The sequence below is a fragment of the Streptomyces sp. NPDC045701 genome, from assembly GCF_056432045.1.
This window is the reverse complement of the sequence record NZ_JBWKJV010000007.1, coordinates 81,164-97,835: the sequence shown is the minus strand read 5'-3', so window position 1 is coordinate 97,835 and position 16,672 is coordinate 81,164. Positions and strand designations below refer to the sequence as shown.

Here is a 16,672-nt window from a genome sequence, read left to right as displayed (position 1 = left end):
CCGCGGTAACGTCCCGTCGGACGCAGGAGCTTAGGGCCGTCCCGCCGGACCCCGGAACCACCGTGCGTCCCTCCTTCGCACAATGGCCGGTTCCCGCCGGCCCGCGGTCACGGACACCTGGGCGGCGGAGCGCCCAGCCAGGCGGCGACCGCCCCGGCGATCGGCTGACCGGTCTCCAGCTCCACGAAACCGAACTGCCCGCCCTGGTTGCACTCCAGGAACCACCACAGGCCCTCGGCGTCCTCGGCGAAGTCGAACGCGGCGTACGCCAGGCCCGCCAGGTCCATGAACTCGCGCACCGGCCGGGCGATCCGGTCGGGCACCCCGGCCGGCTCCCACGCGTGCCCGGTGTCGCCGTACCGCCCGTCGACCTGCCCCTCGGCGGACGCCTTGCGGGCGGCGAACAGCCGGCCGCCCACACAGGTGAGCCGGATGTCGGCCCGCTTGGCCACGTACTGCTGGAGGAGCGTCGGGCAGGCCGCCACCCCCGCGAAATCCGCGCCGGGCTCCACCAGCGTCGTCGGCAGCGCGACCGGCGGGTCGGTGCGCGGCGGCCCCGACAGGGACTTGACCACGACCGGGCCGTACCGTGCCGTGAACTCCGCCGCCACCCTCGGGAAGGTGGTGATCAGGGTGGGCGGCACGGCGAACCCGCTGAGGTGCGCCGCCCGCAGCTGCCACGGCTTGTACCGGGCCTGCGCCGCCTGCCGCGGGTGGTTCATCCAGCGCGCGGTCGTGGAGTACAGCATCCCGTACAGCGCCTGCGCGGTCTCGGCGCCCAGCCAGGCCGACGTCCCGGGCGCGTGCGCCGCCGGCTCGCCGGGCCTGCGCACCCAGACGGAGCGCAGGGCCCCGGAGCCGACCATGCGGCCCTGGGCCGACAGGTAGCAGTGGAAGTCCCCGTGGACGTACTCGGCCGACAGGTCCGCCCCGCCGGGCAGATCCGCCGGGTCCAGCCGCACCAGCGGCACGCCCCGCTCGTGCAGTTCGGCCACCACCAAATCCGCCGTGACGTCCTGAGGGCTCGTCAGGACCAGTACGGTCATCAGCGCGTACCCGACCGGGTCGCTCAGTCGTCGAAGTGCGTCTGGGAACCGGCGGTGGACGTCGTCGTCCCGGCGGCCAGCAGCACCGCGCGGTCGCTGATCGCCGGACGCCCGTCAGGCAGGACGTTCAGCTGGAGCGCCGGGTCGTAGACATAGCGAGCGGTGACGTCCTCCGAAGCCTTCTGCGGACGCGCGTAGCTGCACGCGAACGGCTGCATGATCCCCTCCATCACTCGTCAACTTCGGTCAGGTGACGGTACGCGGCCGACGGGCCCCGATCTCACTACTCTCCGTAGCGGCGCGGGCACCGGGTCGCGCGCCCACCGCCGACCGGCAGAATGGGGCGCATGTCCCGACGCGCCTCCGCCCGCCGCACCACCCCCCGCCCCACCTCCCGCGACGCACGGTCCGCCGGTCGTCCCCGGCCCGTCCCCCGGGTGCGCGCCGACGACCCCTGCCCGTGCGGCCTGCCCGCCGCCTACGCGGACTGTTGTGGCCGGTTTCACAGCGGTGAGGCCCTCGCCCCGACCGCCGAACGGCTGATGCGCTCCCGCTACAGCGCCTTCGTCGTCGGCGACGAGCCGTACCTCCTGCGCACCTGGGCGCCGGAAACCCGGCCCGCGGGCGTCGACTTCGACCCGGCCATGCGCTGGACCGGTCTGGAGGTCGTCGCCACCACCGACGGCACCCTCTTCCACACCACCGGCACGGTCACCTTCGTCGCCCGCTGCACCCACCAGGGCGAGCCCGGCGCGATGCGCGAGCACAGCCGCTTCGAGAAGGCGGACGGCGCCTGGCTGTACGTCGACGGGGACGAGCGGCCGGCCGGGCCGTGAAGCGAGAGCACCGGTACCCGCACCGATCGGCCGCGCCCGCCGATCAGCGCCAGGCCGCGCCCGGCCGCAGCAGCAGCCCCGGGTTGTAGGCGCCGAGCACCTTGTTCGCCCTGGCCAGCGCCGCCAGTGCGTGCTCGCGGTCCGCCTGGTCCTCGGTGCACAGCGGTGCGCGGAACCGGTACACCTCGCGGGCCGCGCACTCGGCGTCGACCTCCGCCTGAAGGATGCCGATCGGCATGCACGACCCGATGAGGGCGGCGACCCGGTCGGGGATCGGGACGGGGACGAGGGGCGACGCGGTCACGTGGAGTCCTTCGTAGGTCAAGCCTGCTTGTGGCAGTCGTCTGTTTGCTGTGCTCCCTCCATGGGTACAGCATCAAGTTCGCGTTTTCCCCAAGGGTTTGTATCTGTGCTGCAACCGTTTGCCCCGGAGACCGTACTTTTCCGTTTCTGCGAACCCGGGCGGACCGTGCCGGCCACGGGTGATCCACGGGCCATCGGCCGAGGAGCCGCCCGTGCGGCGGCGGTTCAGCCGCCGCCGCGCCGGCCGCGCGTCCCCGCGGCGCGCAGGTGCAGGGCGCGGAGCACCGCCTCGGTCGCGAACCGGGAGCGCGGGTCGGCGAGCCGGCCGCCGAAGCGCGCCTCCAGGTTGCGCATCCGGTAGCGCACGGTCTGGGGGTGGACGTCGAGCAGCTCGCCCATCTGGGCGGCGGTGCCGCGGGTGTCCAGCCAGATGCGCAGGGTCTCGATGAGCCGGTCCCTCCGGGTGGGGGTGAGCCCGGCGAGCGGGGCGAGTTCACGCTCGGCGAGCTGGTCGACGAGGGCGGGGTCGGCCAGGAGCCACAGGGTGATCAGGTGGTCGGAGGCCAGGGCGAGCGGGGCGTCCTCGACGACCCCGGCGTCGATCAGCTCCAGCACGCGTCGGGCCCAGCGGAGCGAGTCGGCGGCGGACGCGGTCGGGACGGTGAGGCCGACGGCGCCCCGGGTCGAGGGCAGCGCCGCCTCCAGATCCCGTCTTCGCGCCTCGTCCAGCGGGCCGGGGAGCAGCAGGTGCGGCTGCGGGTCGCTCAGGTCGATCAGGACATCGTTGTCGAGTTTCCCGGACCGGGAGAGCCGGGCCGGCGGGCGCAGGGCGACGAGCGTGACCCGGTCCGGCAGCGGCCAGCCGGTCTGCTCGGCCAGCTCGGTGACGGCGGTGCGCGGCACGGGCGGCCCGGCGAGAACGAGGTGGAGCAGCCGCCTGCGTAACGCCTCGGCCTCCTCCACCGTCTCGGCCCGTACCTGGAGGTAGCCCTCGCGGGACAGCGCCTCCAGCTCGTCGACGTACGCGAACAACGCGTCGGCGAAGCTCAGCATCAGGGAGGGGGAGAGGTTGTAGCGCCGGCCCACCTTCTTGGCCCGCCGCAGCGCCACCCGGGCTCCCAGGCGGTAGGCGCCCTGGAGGGTCTCCATGGTGCGCCCCTCGTACGCCTCGAACCGGCCGAACCTCCGGCACATCTCGTCCCGCAGGGTCGTGGGGGCCGTCGGGGAGGCGACCTGGTCGACGAAGACGGAGATGTTCTGCTCCACGCCCAGGCGGATCGCCTGGGCGTAGGGGCCGTTGAGGAGGCGGGCGTACTCGGGGTAGGCGCGGGTGACCTCGATGCCTATCTCCTTGATGAGACTGGGCAGTTCGGGCCGGATGATGGCGGCGAACTCCTGGGGGAGCGGCCCCAGTGGCTCGCCCGCGTCCGACGGCTGGGTGGTGGACCGGGGCATGGCGGGTTGCCCCTCCTTCTCCGGGTGTGCCGGTGGGGGAGGTGGTGCGGGGGCGCGTGGGGGGAAGCACTCCCACGTACGGGCGGGTTCGAGCACTTCGTGGGTGCCGAACATAGACCAGGAGCCGCCGGCCGCGCATCAGTTCCGACCATGGCCGCGCGTGCGGGGCGCGGATCTGGCCGAAGCCCGACCGTCACCCGCGCCCGGAGAAGGGCGGCGCGGGGACGGAGGGGCGGGAGTACTCACTGTTGGACAAGAAACCCACGCGATCTGTGGCCTGGGCGACAAGAAAATACCCGTCGGTAAGAGTGGCGGGGAAAACTTACGGGCGAGTATTGCGCGGCCGGTTACTCGCTCGTAGCGTCAATCGCGCAACGTGCTCGACCTGGTGGCCGTCCGAATCAGGCCCCGTGTTCCGTGAATTGAGCCGCCACCGCTTTTCCCCGCCGCGTACGAGCCGCATACGCGGGGTGGAGAAGCGGTCATCAGGTACCCCCCATCCCTCAGGAGGGAACAGCCCGTGCGACGCATTACCAGAATCTCAGCCATTTCCGCCGCCGCATTACTGGCCGCCGCCGGAATCTCCGCGACGACCGCCTCGGCCGCCCCCCAGGCGCAGTGGACCGTCAACAACCCGGCCGCCAACGACACCTTCAGCGCCACCAACGTCGCGGCGGTCAACGCCGTACTCACCAACGTCACGACCGGCGCCACCATCACCTGCTCGGTGTACGCCGCGAGCGGGACGGCCGTCGACGGCGTGTACGCGAGCGGTGCCGGCGTGGCCACCATCGCCAACGCCACGTTCGGCACCTCCACCACGAAGTGCAACGGTCCGCTGGGGTCGAAGTGGGTCTCGCAGTCCGTCCAGCCGATGAAGCTGAACGGCGTGACCTACAGCGGCGGGGTCACCAAGGGCACGCTGACCGGTGTCAAGGTGACCCTCACCGGCACCAGCCTGCTGGGCACCTGCAACGCGACGATCGAGGGCTCCGCCAACACCGGCAGCTACACCAACGGCACCGGCGTGCTGGAGATCGTCCCGGACGCGACGCCCGCGCTGACGGTCACCAGCGCGTCCGGCTCCTGCGCCGGTCTGATCAAGACCGGCGACAAGGCCAAGTTCGGCGCCAAGTACCAGGTCTCGCCGGTCATCACGGTCACCAGCCCGTAAGCGTCACACGGGCGAGCCCGTCACGAGTCGTGCGGTCGGCCGGCACCGGCCGCACGGCCACGTGAGGGCCCGTGCCCACCGCGGGGACGGACAGCAGCGGGCGATGTGGGAGTGAGACCGATGGGTGACAGCAGGCGGGGCGGCGACCGGCGCCGGCGTACCTGGGCGCGCACGGCGTCGATCGGGGCAGCGGTCCTGGTGGCCGGGCTCGTGCCCGGCACCGGCACCGGGATCGCCGTGGACGAGGGCATGCGGCCCGTGGAGGCGGAGTTCGGCTACCGGTGCGGTCCGCCGGGCGGCCGGCACCCCGCCCGGGTGCGGGTCTCGACCGCGCTGCCGCGGCAGGTCGCGGCCGGCCGGCCGGTACGGCCCGCGGACGCGCGGGTCGCCGTGGAGCTGCCCGCGGAGGCGGTGGCCGAGCTCCGTGCCCTGGGCGCGGCGACCGCGAACGGAGCGGCGCGCCTCACCGGACGGGTGGCGCAGGGCGACGACACCGCGGACCTGCCCTGGACCCAGCTGACCGTCCCGGACCGCGCCCTCCCGGCCACCGGGCCGCACACCGTCGAAGGCGCCGGTGCGGTGCCCACGGTGACCGCCTCGTCGGGGGGCGACCTCACCTTCTCCGCCGGCCCGGTCACCCTGGACCTGCTCCTGCGCCAGGCCGACAACACCCCGACCACGCCGCCGGGGCTCGCCGTCACCTGCGAGCCGGACCAGGACCAGGACCTGACCATCGGCCGCGTCGCCGTCCTCGCGGTGCCCGGCGCGGGCGAGCGGCCACCGGTCGTGGACGAGCGCCCCCCGGCCCCCGGCGAGCGGCCCCCGGCCGGTGCGGAGCCGTCCGGCAGCCCCGGCGACCCGGGGGACGGGACGCCCCCCGCACCGCCCCGCCCGCCCACGGACAGGGCTCCGGGACCCCGGGCGGGCGCGGCCGGCGAGTGCGTGGAGCAGCCGCCCGCGACGCAGGATCCGGTACCGAGCCACGGCTACATCGCCGGCTTCGCCAACGTCCGGAAACTGGGCTCGGCCATGTTCATCAAGGATCCGGGCCTGATGAAGGTGGACATGGCGAAGGCCACCCAGACCTATCAGTGCCCGCGCGACGACGGGCTGGTCTTCACCATGTACAGCGACGCCACGTTCTCGTACAGGGGGAAACCGCAATTGCCGCCCGTCCGGTCGACGTTCCTCACGTTCGGGTTCATGCCGACGACGGCCACCGCGGAACTCATTCTGGACGCGCCCATGGAGATCGCCACCGGCAGCTACTTCTCACCCGACGGCCAGTTCTCCGAGGTGACGAGGGGAACCGCGAGACTGTGGGTGCGGCTCAGCGACGTCAAGGTGAACGGGACCCCGCTCGACGTCGGCCCAGCGTGCCGCACCGCCCGGCCCATGGAACTGTCCCTGACCGGCCGCGGCTCGTACGACGCCGAGGGCAGGCCGCACGGGTACACCGTGGTCACCGGCGGCCCGCTGACCGGCACCGCGACCATTCCGGAGTTCAGCGGCTGCGGCGTCACGGAGGACCTGGACCGGCTGTTCACGGCCTCGCTGTCCGGGGGCGGCAACCACACCAGGATGACCCAGGGCGTGCTGTGCTCGCCGGGCCAGCCGGAATACTGCCCCGAGCCGCCGAAGCCGAAGCCCGAACGGTGATCCGGCCGAGTGCCGTTACGCACCCGGCGACAAGGGGACGGAACCGGTTTGTCACCCGGTGACAAACCATCCGGTCACTCCGAACGCGTCGTGCGGGGCGCTTGTCGATGTCCGTCGAGTGACCGTAACGTGCGCTTCCCGACGCACTTTTGTCACTTCCTCAGCAAGAGCGGGACCTGGGAGTTGTGGTGGGAACAGAAGTGGTCGTCGAAGGACTCACCAAATCCTTCGGCAGACAGAATGTCTGGCAGGACGTCACCCTCACCCTGCCCGCCGGCGAGGTCAGCGTGATGCTCGGTCCCTCGGGCACCGGCAAGACGGTATTCCTGAAATCCATCATCGGGCTGCTGAAACCCGAACGCGGACGCGTCCTCATCGACGGCGTCGACATGGTGAACAGTCCCGAGCGCGACATCTACGAAACACGGAAACTGTTCGGGCTGATGTTCCAGGACGGCGCCCTCTTCGGCTCGATGTCGTTGTTCGACAACATCGCCTTTCCGCTGCGGGAGCACACCCGTAAGAAGGAGTCCGAGATCCGCCGCATCGTCATGGAGCGGATGGAGATGGTCGGGCTCGTCGGCGCCGAGGGAAAACTGCCCGGCGAGATATCCGGCGGAATGCGCAAACGCGCCGGACTGGCGCGCGCCCTCGTCCTCGACCCGCAGATCATCCTCTGCGACGAACCCGACTCCGGGCTGGACCCCGTCCGCACCGCGTATCTCTCACAACTGCTGATCGACCTCAACGCCCAGATCGACGCCACGATGCTCATCGTCACGCACAACCTCGACATCGCGGCCACGGTCCCGGACAACATGGGCATGCTCTTCCGCCGCAACCTCGTCACCTTCGGACCGCGCGAGGTGCTGCTCACCAGCGACGAGCCGGTCGTGGCGCAATTCCTCAGCGGGCGGCGCGAGGGCCCCATCGGCATGTCGGAGGAGAAGGACGCCGCCACGCTGGCGCGCGAGCAGCGCACGTCCGCCCCGTACGCCCCCCGCACCCTCGCCCCCCAGCTGGAGCCGTCGCCCGGCCTGCCGCCCCGCGCCGCCGTGGCGCGCCGCCGCGAGCGGGTCCTCGCCCTGCTGCCCCAGCTGCCGGAGCCCGCCAGAGCCGCGATCCTCCGGAGCTACGCGGCCGGTGACCGGGTCGACGGCGCGCCCGCCGGCGCGGTCGGCGGTGCCGTCTCATGACCGCGGACCCGGAAGCCGAGCCGGACGCGGGCCCGTACCGGCCGCCCACGCGGGCGCTCGCGCCCCTGCGGGAGACGGGGCGACTGTTCGCGCTGGCCGCCACCGTGGCGCGCGACATGTTCCGGCGGCCGTTCCAACTGCGCGAGTTCGTGGAGCAGTTCTGGTTCGTCGCGAGCGTCACCATCCTGCCCGCCGCCCTGGTCTCGATCCCGTTCGGCGCGGTGATCGCCCTCCAGGTCGGCTCGCTCACCCAGCAGCTCGGCGCCCAGTCGTTCACCGGCGGGGCCAGCGTCCTGGCCGTCGTCCAGCAGGCCAGCCCGCTGATCGTCGCCCTCCTGATCGCCGGCGCCGGCGGCTCCGCCATCTGCGCCGACCTCGGCTCCCGCAAGATCCGCGAGGAGCTCGACGCCATGGAGGTCATGGGCGTCTCGCCCGTCCAGCGCCTGGTCGTCCCCCGGGTCCTCGCCACCATGCTCGTCGCCGTGCTCCTCAACGGCATGGTCTCCGTCGTCGGCACGCTCGGCGGCTACTTCTTCAACGTGATCATGCAGGACGGCACCCCAGGCGCCTACCTCGCCAGCTTCTCCGCCCTCGCCCAGCTCCCCGACCTCTGGATCAGCGAGATCAAGGCGCTGATCTTCGGCTTCCTCGCCGGCATCGTCGCCGCCCACCGGGGCCTCAATCCGCGCGGCGGACCGAAGGGGGTCGGTGACGCGGTCAACCAGTCCGTCGTCATCACCTTCCTCCTCCTCTTCTTCGTCAACATGGTCCTCACCGCCCTCTACCTCCAGATCGTCCCGGCGAAGGGGGCCTGACGATGGCGTCCCCGCTCGCCTGGCTCGACCGCTCCGGCGACCACCTCGTCTTCTACGTCAAGGCCCTGGCGTGGATACCGCGCACGCTGCGGCGCTACTTCCGGGAGGTGCAACGCCTCCTCGCCGAGGTCGCGTTCGGCAGCGGCGGCCTCGGCGTCATCGGCGGCACCATCGGCGTGATGATCGCCATGACCCTGTTCACCGGCACCGTCGTCGGCCTCCAGGGCTACGCCGCGCTCAACCAGATCGGCACGTCCGCGTTCACCGGCTTCATCTCCGCCTACTTCAACACCCGCGAGATAGCCCCGCTCGTCGCCGGCCTCGCCCTCTCCGCCACCGTCGGCGCCGGCTTCACCGCCCAGCTCGGCGCCATGCGCATCAACGAGGAGGTCGACGCCCTCGAAGCGATGGGCGTGCGGTCCATGCCCTACCTCGTCACCACCCGCATCATCGCGGGCGTCGTCGCGATCGTCCCGCTCTACGCCATCGGGCTGCTCTCCTCCTACGCGGCCTCCCGCACGGTCACCGTCCTGTTCAACGGACAGTCGGCGGGCACCTACGACCACTACTTCGACCTCTTCCTCTCGCCGGACGACGTCCTGCTCTCCATCCTCAAGGTCCTGATCTTCAGCGTGATGGTGATCCTCGCCCACTGCTACTACGGCTTCCGAGCCACCGGCGGCCCGGCCGGCGTCGGCGTCGCCGTCGGCCGCTCCGTACGCAACGCCATCGTGCTGATCAGCGTGACCGACTTCTTCCTCTCGCTCGCGCTCTGGGGCGCGACGACGACCGTGAAGGTGGCCGGATGAACACAACGACCGTACGCAGACGCCTCGCCGGGGTCGTGTTCCTGCTCGTGCCCGTCCTCCTGGTCCGGCTCTCGCTGGCGGTGTACGGCAAGGAGTTCACCCAGGACGCCACGATCACCGTCCTGACCGGCAGCGCCGGCAACGAGATGCACCGCGGCGCGGAGGTGAAACTGCGCGGCGTGGTCATCGGGGAGGTGCGCGACATCCGCTCCGACGGCACCGGCGCCCGGCTCACCCTCGCCCTCGACCCCCGGCACCTCGACCGGGTCCCGGCCGACGTCACCGCCCAGATGCTGCCGACCACCCTCTTCGGCGAACGGTTCGTCGCCCTCGTACCGCCCGGCGCCGGCCCGTCCCCGCGCGCCCTCGCGGCCGGCGACACCATCCCGCAGGACCGCTCCGCCAACGCCGTCGAGCTGGAACAGGTCCTCGACCGGCTCCTCCCGCTGCTCACCGCCGTCAAGCCGGAGAAGCTGTCCGCCACCCTCACCGCCGTCGCCCAGGCCCTCGAAGGGCGCGGGCGGCAGCTCGGCGACACCCTCGTCACCCTCGAAGGCCACCTGAAGCGCCTCAACCCCCACCTGCCCGCCCTCAACCGGGACATCACCCACCTCGTCGAGGTCAGCCGGGTGTACGGCGACGCCGCCCCCGACGTACTCGACGCCCTCACCGACTTCACCACCACCAGCGGCACCATCGCCGACCAGCAGGCCGGGCTCGCGGACCTCTACGGCACCACCACCGCCTCCGCCCAGGACCTGACGTCCTTCCTCCGCGACAACCGGAGCAACATCATCCGGCTCTCCGCCGCCTCCCGCCCCACCCTGGAACTCCTCGCCCGCCACTCCTCATCGTTCCCCTGCACCCTGCGCACCCTCGCCGGCTTCGTCCCCGCCATGGACAAGGCGCTCGGCAAGGGCACCGACGAGCCCGGCCTCCATGTGAACCTCAGGACCGTCCCCTCCCTCGGCCGGTACGTCCCCGGCAAGGACCGGCCGGTGTACGACGCGACCGGCGGCCCCCACTGCTACGCCGTCCCCTACACCGGCGCGCCCGCCCCCGCGTCCCGCGCGGCCGACCGCGGCCTCGGCCTGCCCAACTCGCCGCAGGAGAACCAGCTCGTCAACGAACTGATCGCCCCGGGCCTCGGGACCGCCCCGCAGGCCCTCCCCGACTGGAGCACCGTCCTGACCGGACCCGTCTTCCGCGGAGCGGAGGTGACCCTCAAGTGAAGCGCCGCTCCCTGGCCGGACCGCTCGTCAAATCGCTCGCGTTCGTCGTGGTGACGGTCCTCGCCACCACCGTCCTCGCCTTCTCCGTCGCCAACAAGGGCGTCGGCGACACCGTCACCTACCGGGCCCGCTTCACCGACGCCACGGGACTCGTCGAGGGCGACAGCGTCCGCATCGCCGGGGTCAAGGTCGGACAGGTCGAGTCGATCAGGGTCGCCGACCGACGGGTGGCCGAAGTCGCCTTCGCCGTGAGGAAGGGACGCGCCCTGCCCGCCTCGGCCACCGCGTCGATCAAGTACCTCAACATGGTCGGCCAGCGCTACGTCGACCTCGACCGCGGCACCGGACCCGTCGGCCGGTCGCTGCCCGCCGGCGCGGTCATCCCGCTCGAACGCACCACGCCCGCGCTCGACCTCACCCAGCTCTTCAACGGGTTCCAGCCGCTCTTCCAGGGCCTGTCGCCCGACGAGGTCAACGACCTGGCCGGATCGATCGTGCGGGTCCTGCAAGGAGAGGGCGGCACCGTCGACGCCCTCCTGGAGCACGTCGGATCGCTCACCACCACCGTCGCGGGCAAGGACAAGGTCATCGGCGAAGTGATCAAAAACCTGAACACGGTGCTGAGGACGGTCAACGACCGGGAAGCCCGCTTCAACGACCTCGTCGTCACCCTCCAGCAGCTCGTCAGCGGCTTCGCGGGCGACCGCGAACCCCTCGGCGAGGCCATCACCGCCATGGGATCGCTCACCACCGTCACCGCCGGCCTCCTGGAGGACGGGCGGGCCCCGCTCAAGACCGACATCCGCCAACTCGGCCGACTGTCCGGACAGCTGGCGGAGAGCACCGACCGGATCGAGGACTTCCTGCGCACCACACCCGCCAAGATGCAGGCCGTCGGACGCCTCGCCTCGTACGGATCGTGGCTCAACCTCTACCTCTGCGAGGCCACCGTCAGCGGCGTCACCACCGACGACGGCTCCCCGGCCCCCACCGGTATCGCGCTCACCGAACCGAGGTGCCGCGCATGAGACTCCCGCACCCGCGCCCGACGCGGTTCCGCCTCCCGCTCCACCGCCGGCCGCGCCCGAGCGCCCCGCCCCCGGGGCGGCCACGGCGGAAGCCGCCGGCCTTCACACCCGTACGGGACCGCGACCCCGTCACCGTCGGCGTCGTCGGCCTGCTCCTCCTCGCCCTGATCGCCCTCGGCGCGTACCAGGTGGACGCCCTGACCGGCGGCACCACCGGCTACACCGCCGACTTCACCGAGGCCGCCGGGCTCGACGAGGGCGACGAGGTCCGCGTCGCCGGCGTCAAGGTCGGCGAGGTCACCGCCATCGGACTCGACGGCGCCAAGGTCAGGGTGGCGTTCGAGGTCGACGACACCACCTGGATCGGCGACTCCAGCACCGCCGCCATCGCCATCAAGACCCTGCTCGGCGAGAAGTACCTGGCCGTCGACCCCCTCGGCGGCCGCGCCCAGGACCCCACCGAACGCATCCCCGCCTCCCGCACCACCTCTCCCTACGACGTCACCCAGGCCCTCACCGGCCTCGGCGACACCATCGACGCCATCGACACCCGGCAGCTCGCCGAGAGCTTCCGGGCCATCTCCGCCACGTTCGCGAACTCCCCGCCCGACGTGCGCAGCGCCGCCACCGGCCTGTCAGCCCTCTCCCGGACGGTCTCCTCGCGCGACGCGCAGCTCGCCGAACTCCTCAAGGGCAGCAGGCAGCTCACCCGAACCCTGGAGGGGAAGAAGAGCAGCTTCGAGACGCTCCTGGAGGACGGCAGCCTGCTCCTCGGCGAACTCCAGGCCCGCCGCGACGCCATCCACCAGCTGCTCACCGGCGCCAGGAACCTCGGCACCCAGCTCACCGGCCTGGTGCGGGACAACGACCGGCAGCTCGGGCCCACCCTGGCCGCACTCGGCAGGGTCACCGGCGTCCTGCTGAAGAACCGCGAGAGCCTCGACAAGACGCTGGCGCTGGCCGGGCCGTACTACCGGCTCGTCGGCAACACCCTCGGCAACGGCCGCTGGTTCGACACGTACGTCTGCGGTCTCGTCCCCCGGAACTACCTGGCACCCGGCACACCCCCGGCCACCGGGTGCCTGCCGCCCAAGCCGACAGGAGGCGGTGCCCGGTGAACCTCCGACGCGCCCTCGGCATCACCACCGGACTCGCCCTCATGGCCGTCGCCGGCGCCTCCGGCGTCATGGCCCTCGACGAGTCCCGCACCACCCGCATCACCGCCCGCTTCGACCGGGCCACCGGCGTGTACGAGGGTTCCGACCTCCGCGTCCTCGGGGTCAGGGTCGGCAGCGTCGGCCCCGTACGCCCCGAGGGCAAGGAGGTCGAGGTGACCCTGCTGATCGACGAGGGCGTCCGCGTCCCCGCCGGCGCCCACGCGGTCATCGTCGCGCCCAGCGTCGTCGCCGACCGCTACATCCAGCTCGCCCCCGCCTACACGGGCGGACCGGAGATCCGGGAAGGCGCCGTCCTGCCGGCCGCCCGCAACGCCACCCCCCTGGAGGTCGACCAGCTGTACGCGTCCATCACCGAACTCAGCGAGGCCCTCGGTCCCAAGGGCGCCAACGCCGACGGCGCCCTGGCCGGGCTCCTCGACACCGGCGCCGCGAACCTCCGCGGCAACGGCAAGGCCATCGGCGAATCCATCGAGCAGTTCGGCAAGGCCGCGAGGACGCTGGACCGCAGCAGCGGCGACCTCTTCGCCACGCTCACCCACCTCCAGGCCTTCACCACCATGCTGAAGAACAACGACGGCGACGTCCGCACGGCCGAACAGCGGCTCGCGACCGTCACCGGCTTCCTCGCCGAGGACAAGGAGCACCTGGGTGCCGCGCTCAAGGAACTGGGCACCGCCCTCGCCCAGGTGAAGACCTTCATCGAGGACAACCGCGGCAGCCTGAAGAAGAACGTCGACCTCCTCGTCCCGCTCACCCGGACCCTCGTCGACCAGCGCGCCTCGCTCGCCGAGGCACTCGACACCGCGCCCCTCGCGGCCGGGAACGCCCTCAAGGCGTACGACCCGGTCCACCGCACGCTCAACGGCCGCGCGAACATCAACGAACTGAGCTTCGGCACCGGCGTCCCCGGCACCGGCGGCGCGGCGGCCACGCCGGACGGCCTCGTCCCCGTCACCCCCGACCGGCGCAAGGCGCTGCCCGCGCTCCCGCTGCCCGCGGTCGGCACCGTCTACGGGACACCGGGGAAGGGCGGTGCGCGGTGAACCGGCCGTCCCGTACCACCACCGCCGGCATCGCGGCCGCCCTCGCCCTCGCCGTCGGGATCCCGGTGACCGTCACGAGCTGCGACACGCCCGCCGGGGGCCTGGAACTGTCCGGCATCGAGCAGCTGCCGCTGCCCGGCGGGGCCGACCTCGGCGACCGCCCGTACGAGATCACCGCCGAGTTCGCCGACGTCCTCAGCCTCGTCCCGCAGTCCGCGGTCAAGGTGAACGACGTCGCCGTCGGGCGCGTCACCGGCATCGCCCTCGACCGCGGCAACTGGACCGCCACCGTCACCATGCGGGTCAACGGCGACGTACGGCTCCCCGCCAACGCCTACGCCCACCTCGAACAGTCCAGCCTGCTGGGCGAGAAGTACATCCAGCTCACCGCACCCCCCAAGGCCCACGGCAGCCTCACCGACGGCGCCCGCATCCCCAAGAGCCGCACCAACCGCAACCCCGAGGTCGAGGAGGTCTTCGGCGCCCTGTCGATGCTCCTCAACGGCGGCGGCATCCAGCAGCTCCGCACCATCACCACCGAGCTGGGCACCGCCCTGGGCGGCAACGAGCCCGAGGTCCGCTCCCTGCTCGAACGGCTCAACACCCTGGTCGCCGCCCTCGACAGCAACAAGAGCGACATCACCGCCGCACTCGACGGCGTCAACCGGCTCACCGCCACCCTCGCCACCCGCGAACAGGACGTCGACAAGGTCCTCACCGGTCTCGGTCCAGGCCTGAAAGTCCTTCAGAAGCAACGCGGTTCGCTCCTCACCATGCTCGGCGCGCTGGACACCCTCTCGGGCGTCGCCGTCGACACCGTCAACAGGAGCAAGGCCGACATCATCGCCGACCTCAAGGCCCTCGGCCCCACCCTCCAGGCGCTCGCCGACTCCGGCAAGGCCCTGCCCGACTCGCTGGAAGTGCTGCTCACCTACCCGTTCACCGACGAGGTGCTGCGCGGCGTCAAGGGCGACTACCTCAACGTCTACCTGGACCTCACCGCCGCCCCCGGAACGCAGATCGTCCCGGCGCTCACGCCCCCGGACGAGACCGCACCGACCGCGCGGACCACCGGGCCGCCCCTGCCCCTGCCCTCGGGACTCCTGCCGGCGGCGCCGCCCGCGGCCCTGCCGTCGGGCCCTGTGCCGTCCGCGCCCCTGCCGCCCGCCGGGAGGAACTGATGCTCACCCCCGCCATCCGGCTGAAGAACCTCGCCTTCCTCCTCATCGGCGCTCTCGTCCTCGGGGTCGTCGGCGTGCGGTACGCGGACGTCGGGCACCTCGTCGGCCTCCGCGACCACTACACCGTCCGTGTCCGGCTCGACTCCACCGGCGGGCTGTTCACCCACTCCAACGTCACCTACCGGGGCGTCTCCGTCGGCCGCGTCGGGCCGATCCGGCTCACCGACGACGGGGTGGAGGCCGAACTGCGGATCAAGAACTCGGCCCCCGCCATCCCCGCCGACCTCGAAGCCGTCGTCGCCAACCTCTCCGCCGTCGGCGAGCAGTACATCGACCTCCGCCCGGCCTCCGACAGCGGCCCGTACCTGCGCGACGGCGCGGTCGTCGCCCGCTCCGACACCCGGACACCCGCACCCGTCACCACCGTGCTGACCGGGGTGGGCGACCTGGCGGCCTCCATCGACCTGGAGGCGCTGCGCACGGTGGTCGACGAGTTCGGCACGGCCCTCAACGGGCGCGGCGACGACCTCCAGGCACTGATCGACAGCGGGAGCGACCTCGTGGCGGCCGCCGACGAGGCGCTGCCCGCCACCTCCCGGCTGATCACCGACGGCGAGACGGTGCTGCGGACCCAGGCGGAGGAAGGCGAGGCGCTCACCTCGTTCGCGGCCGGTGCCAAGGAGCTGGCCGCGCGGCTCAAGAGCTCCGACGCCGACCTGCGCGCCCTGATCACCGCGGCTCCGGACGCCGCAGGCCAGGTCAGCGGACTGCTGCGGGACCTCGACCCGGCCTTCGGCGTCGTCCTGGCCAACCTGCTCACCACCTCGGAGGTGGCGGTGACCCGCCAGCGGGGCATGGAGGAGTTCCTGGTGCGGATGCCGGCCGTCGTGGCCGCCGGAGCGACCGCCGTGACCCCCCAGGGCGTCAACCTCGGCATGTCGGTCACCTTCTTCGAGCCGCTGCCCTGCACGGCCGGGTACGGCGGGACGCGGTACCGCAACGGCCTGGACCTGTCGTCGCCGCCCGCCCTCAACACCGGGGCCCGCTGCGCCTCCCCGCCGTCGAGCGGCGTCAACGTCCGAGGCTCCGCCAACGCCCCCCGGGGCGGCCCGCTCCCGCCCCCGGCCACGGCGCCCGGCGGCGCCCCGGCCGCAGCCGACGGCATGGGCGGCCTGCTGGGGCTCGGGGACGGCCGGTGAACCGCCGGCGGGGCGGGCGGGCCCGGTTCGGACGGTGGGCCGCGGTCGCGGTGGCGGCGCTCCTGTGCGGCCTGGCCGGCTGGTCGTACGCCCGGGCGGCGGCCGACGGGACGCGGGCGTACGCCGAGGAGCGGGACGACGCCCTGGCGGCGGGGCGCGGCCACGTCGCCCGCCTCAGCAGCGTGGACGCCGCGCGCCCCGACGCGGTGCGGGCGCAGTGGCTGGACGCGACCACCGGAGACCTCCACGCGCGGCTGAAGGCGACCGACCCGCGGAAGGACACGGGCGGCGCCTCCACCCGCGCGACCGTGACCGACGCCGCCCTCACCGCCCTGGACGACCGGGCCGGCACGGCCGAGCTCATCGCGACCGTGAGCGTGGAGATTTCGCCCGTCGGCGGCCGGCCGGGCGGCACGGACCGCAAACGCCTGGAGGCCTCCCTCGCCCGCACCGGCGGCGGCTGGAAGGTCACCGCCCTGACCGCCGTACCGGTGGGCGGACCATGAAGGGAGCCCATG

Annotated in this window: 17 protein-coding genes; 13 read left to right on the top strand and 4 right to left on the bottom strand. The window is 72.6% G+C overall.

Going from position 1 to position 16,672, the window contains the following annotated elements:
• Positions 1-107 precede the first annotated feature (107 nt).
• Together tgmB and tgmA are read right to left on the bottom strand one after the other, a co-directional pair.
• Positions 108-1,046 (bottom strand): ATP-grasp ribosomal peptide maturase, encoded by a 939-nt coding sequence (tgmB, locus tag AC07DW_RS11050; RefSeq protein WP_478857340.1) that lies wholly within the window; start codon positions 1,044-1,046, stop codon positions 108-110.
• 23 nt (positions 1,047-1,069) lie between these two features.
• Positions 1,070-1,264: a putative ATP-grasp-modified RiPP gene (gene tgmA / locus AC07DW_RS11045; protein WP_478857339.1), complete on the bottom strand. Its 195-nt coding sequence runs from the start codon at positions 1,262-1,264 to the stop codon at positions 1,070-1,072.
• A gap of 129 nt (positions 1,265-1,393) precedes the next feature.
• On the opposite strand from tgmA, the gene AC07DW_RS11040 reads away from it, so the two are divergent.
• The gene (locus tag AC07DW_RS11040; protein ID WP_478857338.1) at positions 1,394-1,882 is read left to right on the top strand and encodes a YchJ family protein; all 489 of its coding nucleotides are present in this window, start codon (positions 1,394-1,396) and stop codon (positions 1,880-1,882) included.
• Between the two features lie 43 nt (positions 1,883-1,925).
• Here AC07DW_RS11040 and AC07DW_RS11035 read toward each other — a convergent pair whose 3' ends face one another.
• Both AC07DW_RS11035 and AC07DW_RS11030 read right to left on the bottom strand, forming a co-directional pair.
• Positions 1,926-2,186, bottom strand: a complete 261-nt coding sequence (locus tag AC07DW_RS11035) for a hypothetical protein (protein WP_469238568.1) — start codon at positions 2,184-2,186, stop codon at positions 1,926-1,928.
• Between the two features lie 224 nt (positions 2,187-2,410).
• Entirely contained in the window at positions 2,411-3,640 is a 1,230-nt protein-coding gene (locus tag AC07DW_RS11030; RefSeq protein ID WP_478857337.1) for a PucR-like N-terminal domain-containing protein, read from the bottom strand.
• A 520-nt stretch (positions 3,641-4,160) separates the two neighbouring features.
• Between AC07DW_RS11030 and AC07DW_RS11025 the strand changes: the two genes are divergently transcribed.
• The 12 genes from AC07DW_RS11025 (at position 4,161) to AC07DW_RS10970 (ending at position 16,660) form a co-directional block, all read left to right on the top strand.
• Positions 4,161-4,814, top strand: coding sequence for a hypothetical protein (locus tag AC07DW_RS11025; protein ID WP_478857336.1), 654 nt, complete (start codon positions 4,161-4,163; stop codon positions 4,812-4,814).
• A 120-nt stretch (positions 4,815-4,934) separates the two neighbouring features.
• Positions 4,935-6,473, top strand: coding sequence for a DUF6801 domain-containing protein (locus tag AC07DW_RS11020; RefSeq protein WP_478857335.1), 1,539 nt, complete (start codon positions 4,935-4,937; stop codon positions 6,471-6,473).
• A 188-nt stretch (positions 6,474-6,661) separates the two neighbouring features.
• Entirely contained in the window at positions 6,662-7,669 is a 1,008-nt protein-coding gene (locus tag AC07DW_RS11015; protein ID WP_478857334.1) for an ABC transporter ATP-binding protein, read from the top strand.
• A complete protein-coding gene (locus AC07DW_RS11010; protein ID WP_478857333.1) occupies positions 7,666-8,484 on the top strand; it encodes an MlaE family ABC transporter permease in 819 nt (272 codons plus the stop codon). The genes AC07DW_RS11015 and AC07DW_RS11010 overlap by 4 nt, the downstream gene beginning before the upstream one ends.
• A gap of 2 nt (positions 8,485-8,486) precedes the next feature.
• Positions 8,487-9,293, top strand: a complete 807-nt coding sequence (locus AC07DW_RS11005; protein ID WP_478857332.1) for an MlaE family ABC transporter permease — start codon at positions 8,487-8,489, stop codon at positions 9,291-9,293.
• The gene (locus AC07DW_RS11000) at positions 9,290-10,525 is read left to right on the top strand and encodes an MCE family protein (RefSeq protein ID WP_478857331.1); all 1,236 of its coding nucleotides are present in this window, start codon (positions 9,290-9,292) and stop codon (positions 10,523-10,525) included. Before AC07DW_RS11005 ends, AC07DW_RS11000 begins: the two co-directional genes overlap by 4 nt.
• On the top strand, positions 10,522-11,553 hold the full coding sequence (locus tag AC07DW_RS10995; RefSeq protein ID WP_478857330.1) for an MCE family protein: 1,032 nt from the start codon (positions 10,522-10,524) through the stop codon (positions 11,551-11,553). The genes AC07DW_RS11000 and AC07DW_RS10995 overlap by 4 nt, the downstream gene beginning before the upstream one ends.
• Positions 11,550-12,671, top strand: coding sequence for an MCE family protein (locus AC07DW_RS10990; RefSeq protein WP_478857329.1), 1,122 nt, complete (start codon positions 11,550-11,552; stop codon positions 12,669-12,671). Before AC07DW_RS10995 ends, AC07DW_RS10990 begins: the two co-directional genes overlap by 4 nt.
• On the top strand, positions 12,668-13,774 hold the full coding sequence (locus AC07DW_RS10985) for an MCE family protein (RefSeq protein WP_478857328.1): 1,107 nt from the start codon (positions 12,668-12,670) through the stop codon (positions 13,772-13,774). The genes AC07DW_RS10990 and AC07DW_RS10985 overlap by 4 nt, the downstream gene beginning before the upstream one ends.
• Positions 13,771-14,955: an MCE family protein gene (locus AC07DW_RS10980; protein ID WP_478857327.1), complete on the top strand. Its 1,185-nt coding sequence runs from the start codon at positions 13,771-13,773 to the stop codon at positions 14,953-14,955. Before AC07DW_RS10985 ends, AC07DW_RS10980 begins: the two co-directional genes overlap by 4 nt.
• Positions 14,955-16,154, top strand: a complete 1,200-nt coding sequence (locus AC07DW_RS10975; protein ID WP_478857326.1) for an MCE family protein — start codon at positions 14,955-14,957, stop codon at positions 16,152-16,154. Before AC07DW_RS10980 ends, AC07DW_RS10975 begins: the two co-directional genes overlap by 1 nt.
• Positions 16,151-16,660, top strand: coding sequence for a hypothetical protein (locus AC07DW_RS10970; RefSeq protein ID WP_478857325.1), 510 nt, complete (start codon positions 16,151-16,153; stop codon positions 16,658-16,660). Before AC07DW_RS10975 ends, AC07DW_RS10970 begins: the two co-directional genes overlap by 4 nt.
• Positions 16,661-16,672 lie beyond the last annotated feature (12 nt).

Excerpts from the sequence above, each read along its gene's own strand:
- AC07DW_RS11005 (WP_478857332.1), top strand. The coding sequence starts at position 8,487 with ATGGCGTCCCCGCTCGCCTGGCTCGACCGCTCCGGCGACCACCTCGTC.
- AC07DW_RS11020 (WP_478857335.1), top strand. The coding sequence starts at position 4,935 with ATGGGTGACAGCAGGCGGGGCGGCGACCGGCGCCGGCGTACCTGGGCG.
- AC07DW_RS11040 (WP_478857338.1), top strand. The coding sequence starts at position 1,394 with ATGTCCCGACGCGCCTCCGCCCGCCGCACCACCCCCCGCCCCACCTCC.
- AC07DW_RS10990 (WP_478857329.1), top strand. The coding sequence starts at position 11,550 with ATGAGACTCCCGCACCCGCGCCCGACGCGGTTCCGCCTCCCGCTCCAC.
- AC07DW_RS11000 (WP_478857331.1), top strand. The coding sequence starts at position 9,290 with ATGAACACAACGACCGTACGCAGACGCCTCGCCGGGGTCGTGTTCCTG.
- tgmA (WP_478857339.1), bottom strand. The coding sequence starts at position 1,264 with ATGCAGCCGTTCGCGTGCAGCTACGCGCGTCCGCAGAAGGCTTCGGAG.
- AC07DW_RS11030 (WP_478857337.1), bottom strand. The coding sequence starts at position 3,640 with ATGCCCCGGTCCACCACCCAGCCGTCGGACGCGGGCGAGCCACTGGGG.
- tgmB (WP_478857340.1), bottom strand. The coding sequence starts at position 1,046 with ATGACCGTACTGGTCCTGACGAGCCCTCAGGACGTCACGGCGGATTTG.
- AC07DW_RS11010 (WP_478857333.1), top strand. The coding sequence starts at position 7,666 with ATGACCGCGGACCCGGAAGCCGAGCCGGACGCGGGCCCGTACCGGCCG.
- AC07DW_RS10975 (WP_478857326.1), top strand. The coding sequence starts at position 14,955 with ATGCTCACCCCCGCCATCCGGCTGAAGAACCTCGCCTTCCTCCTCATC.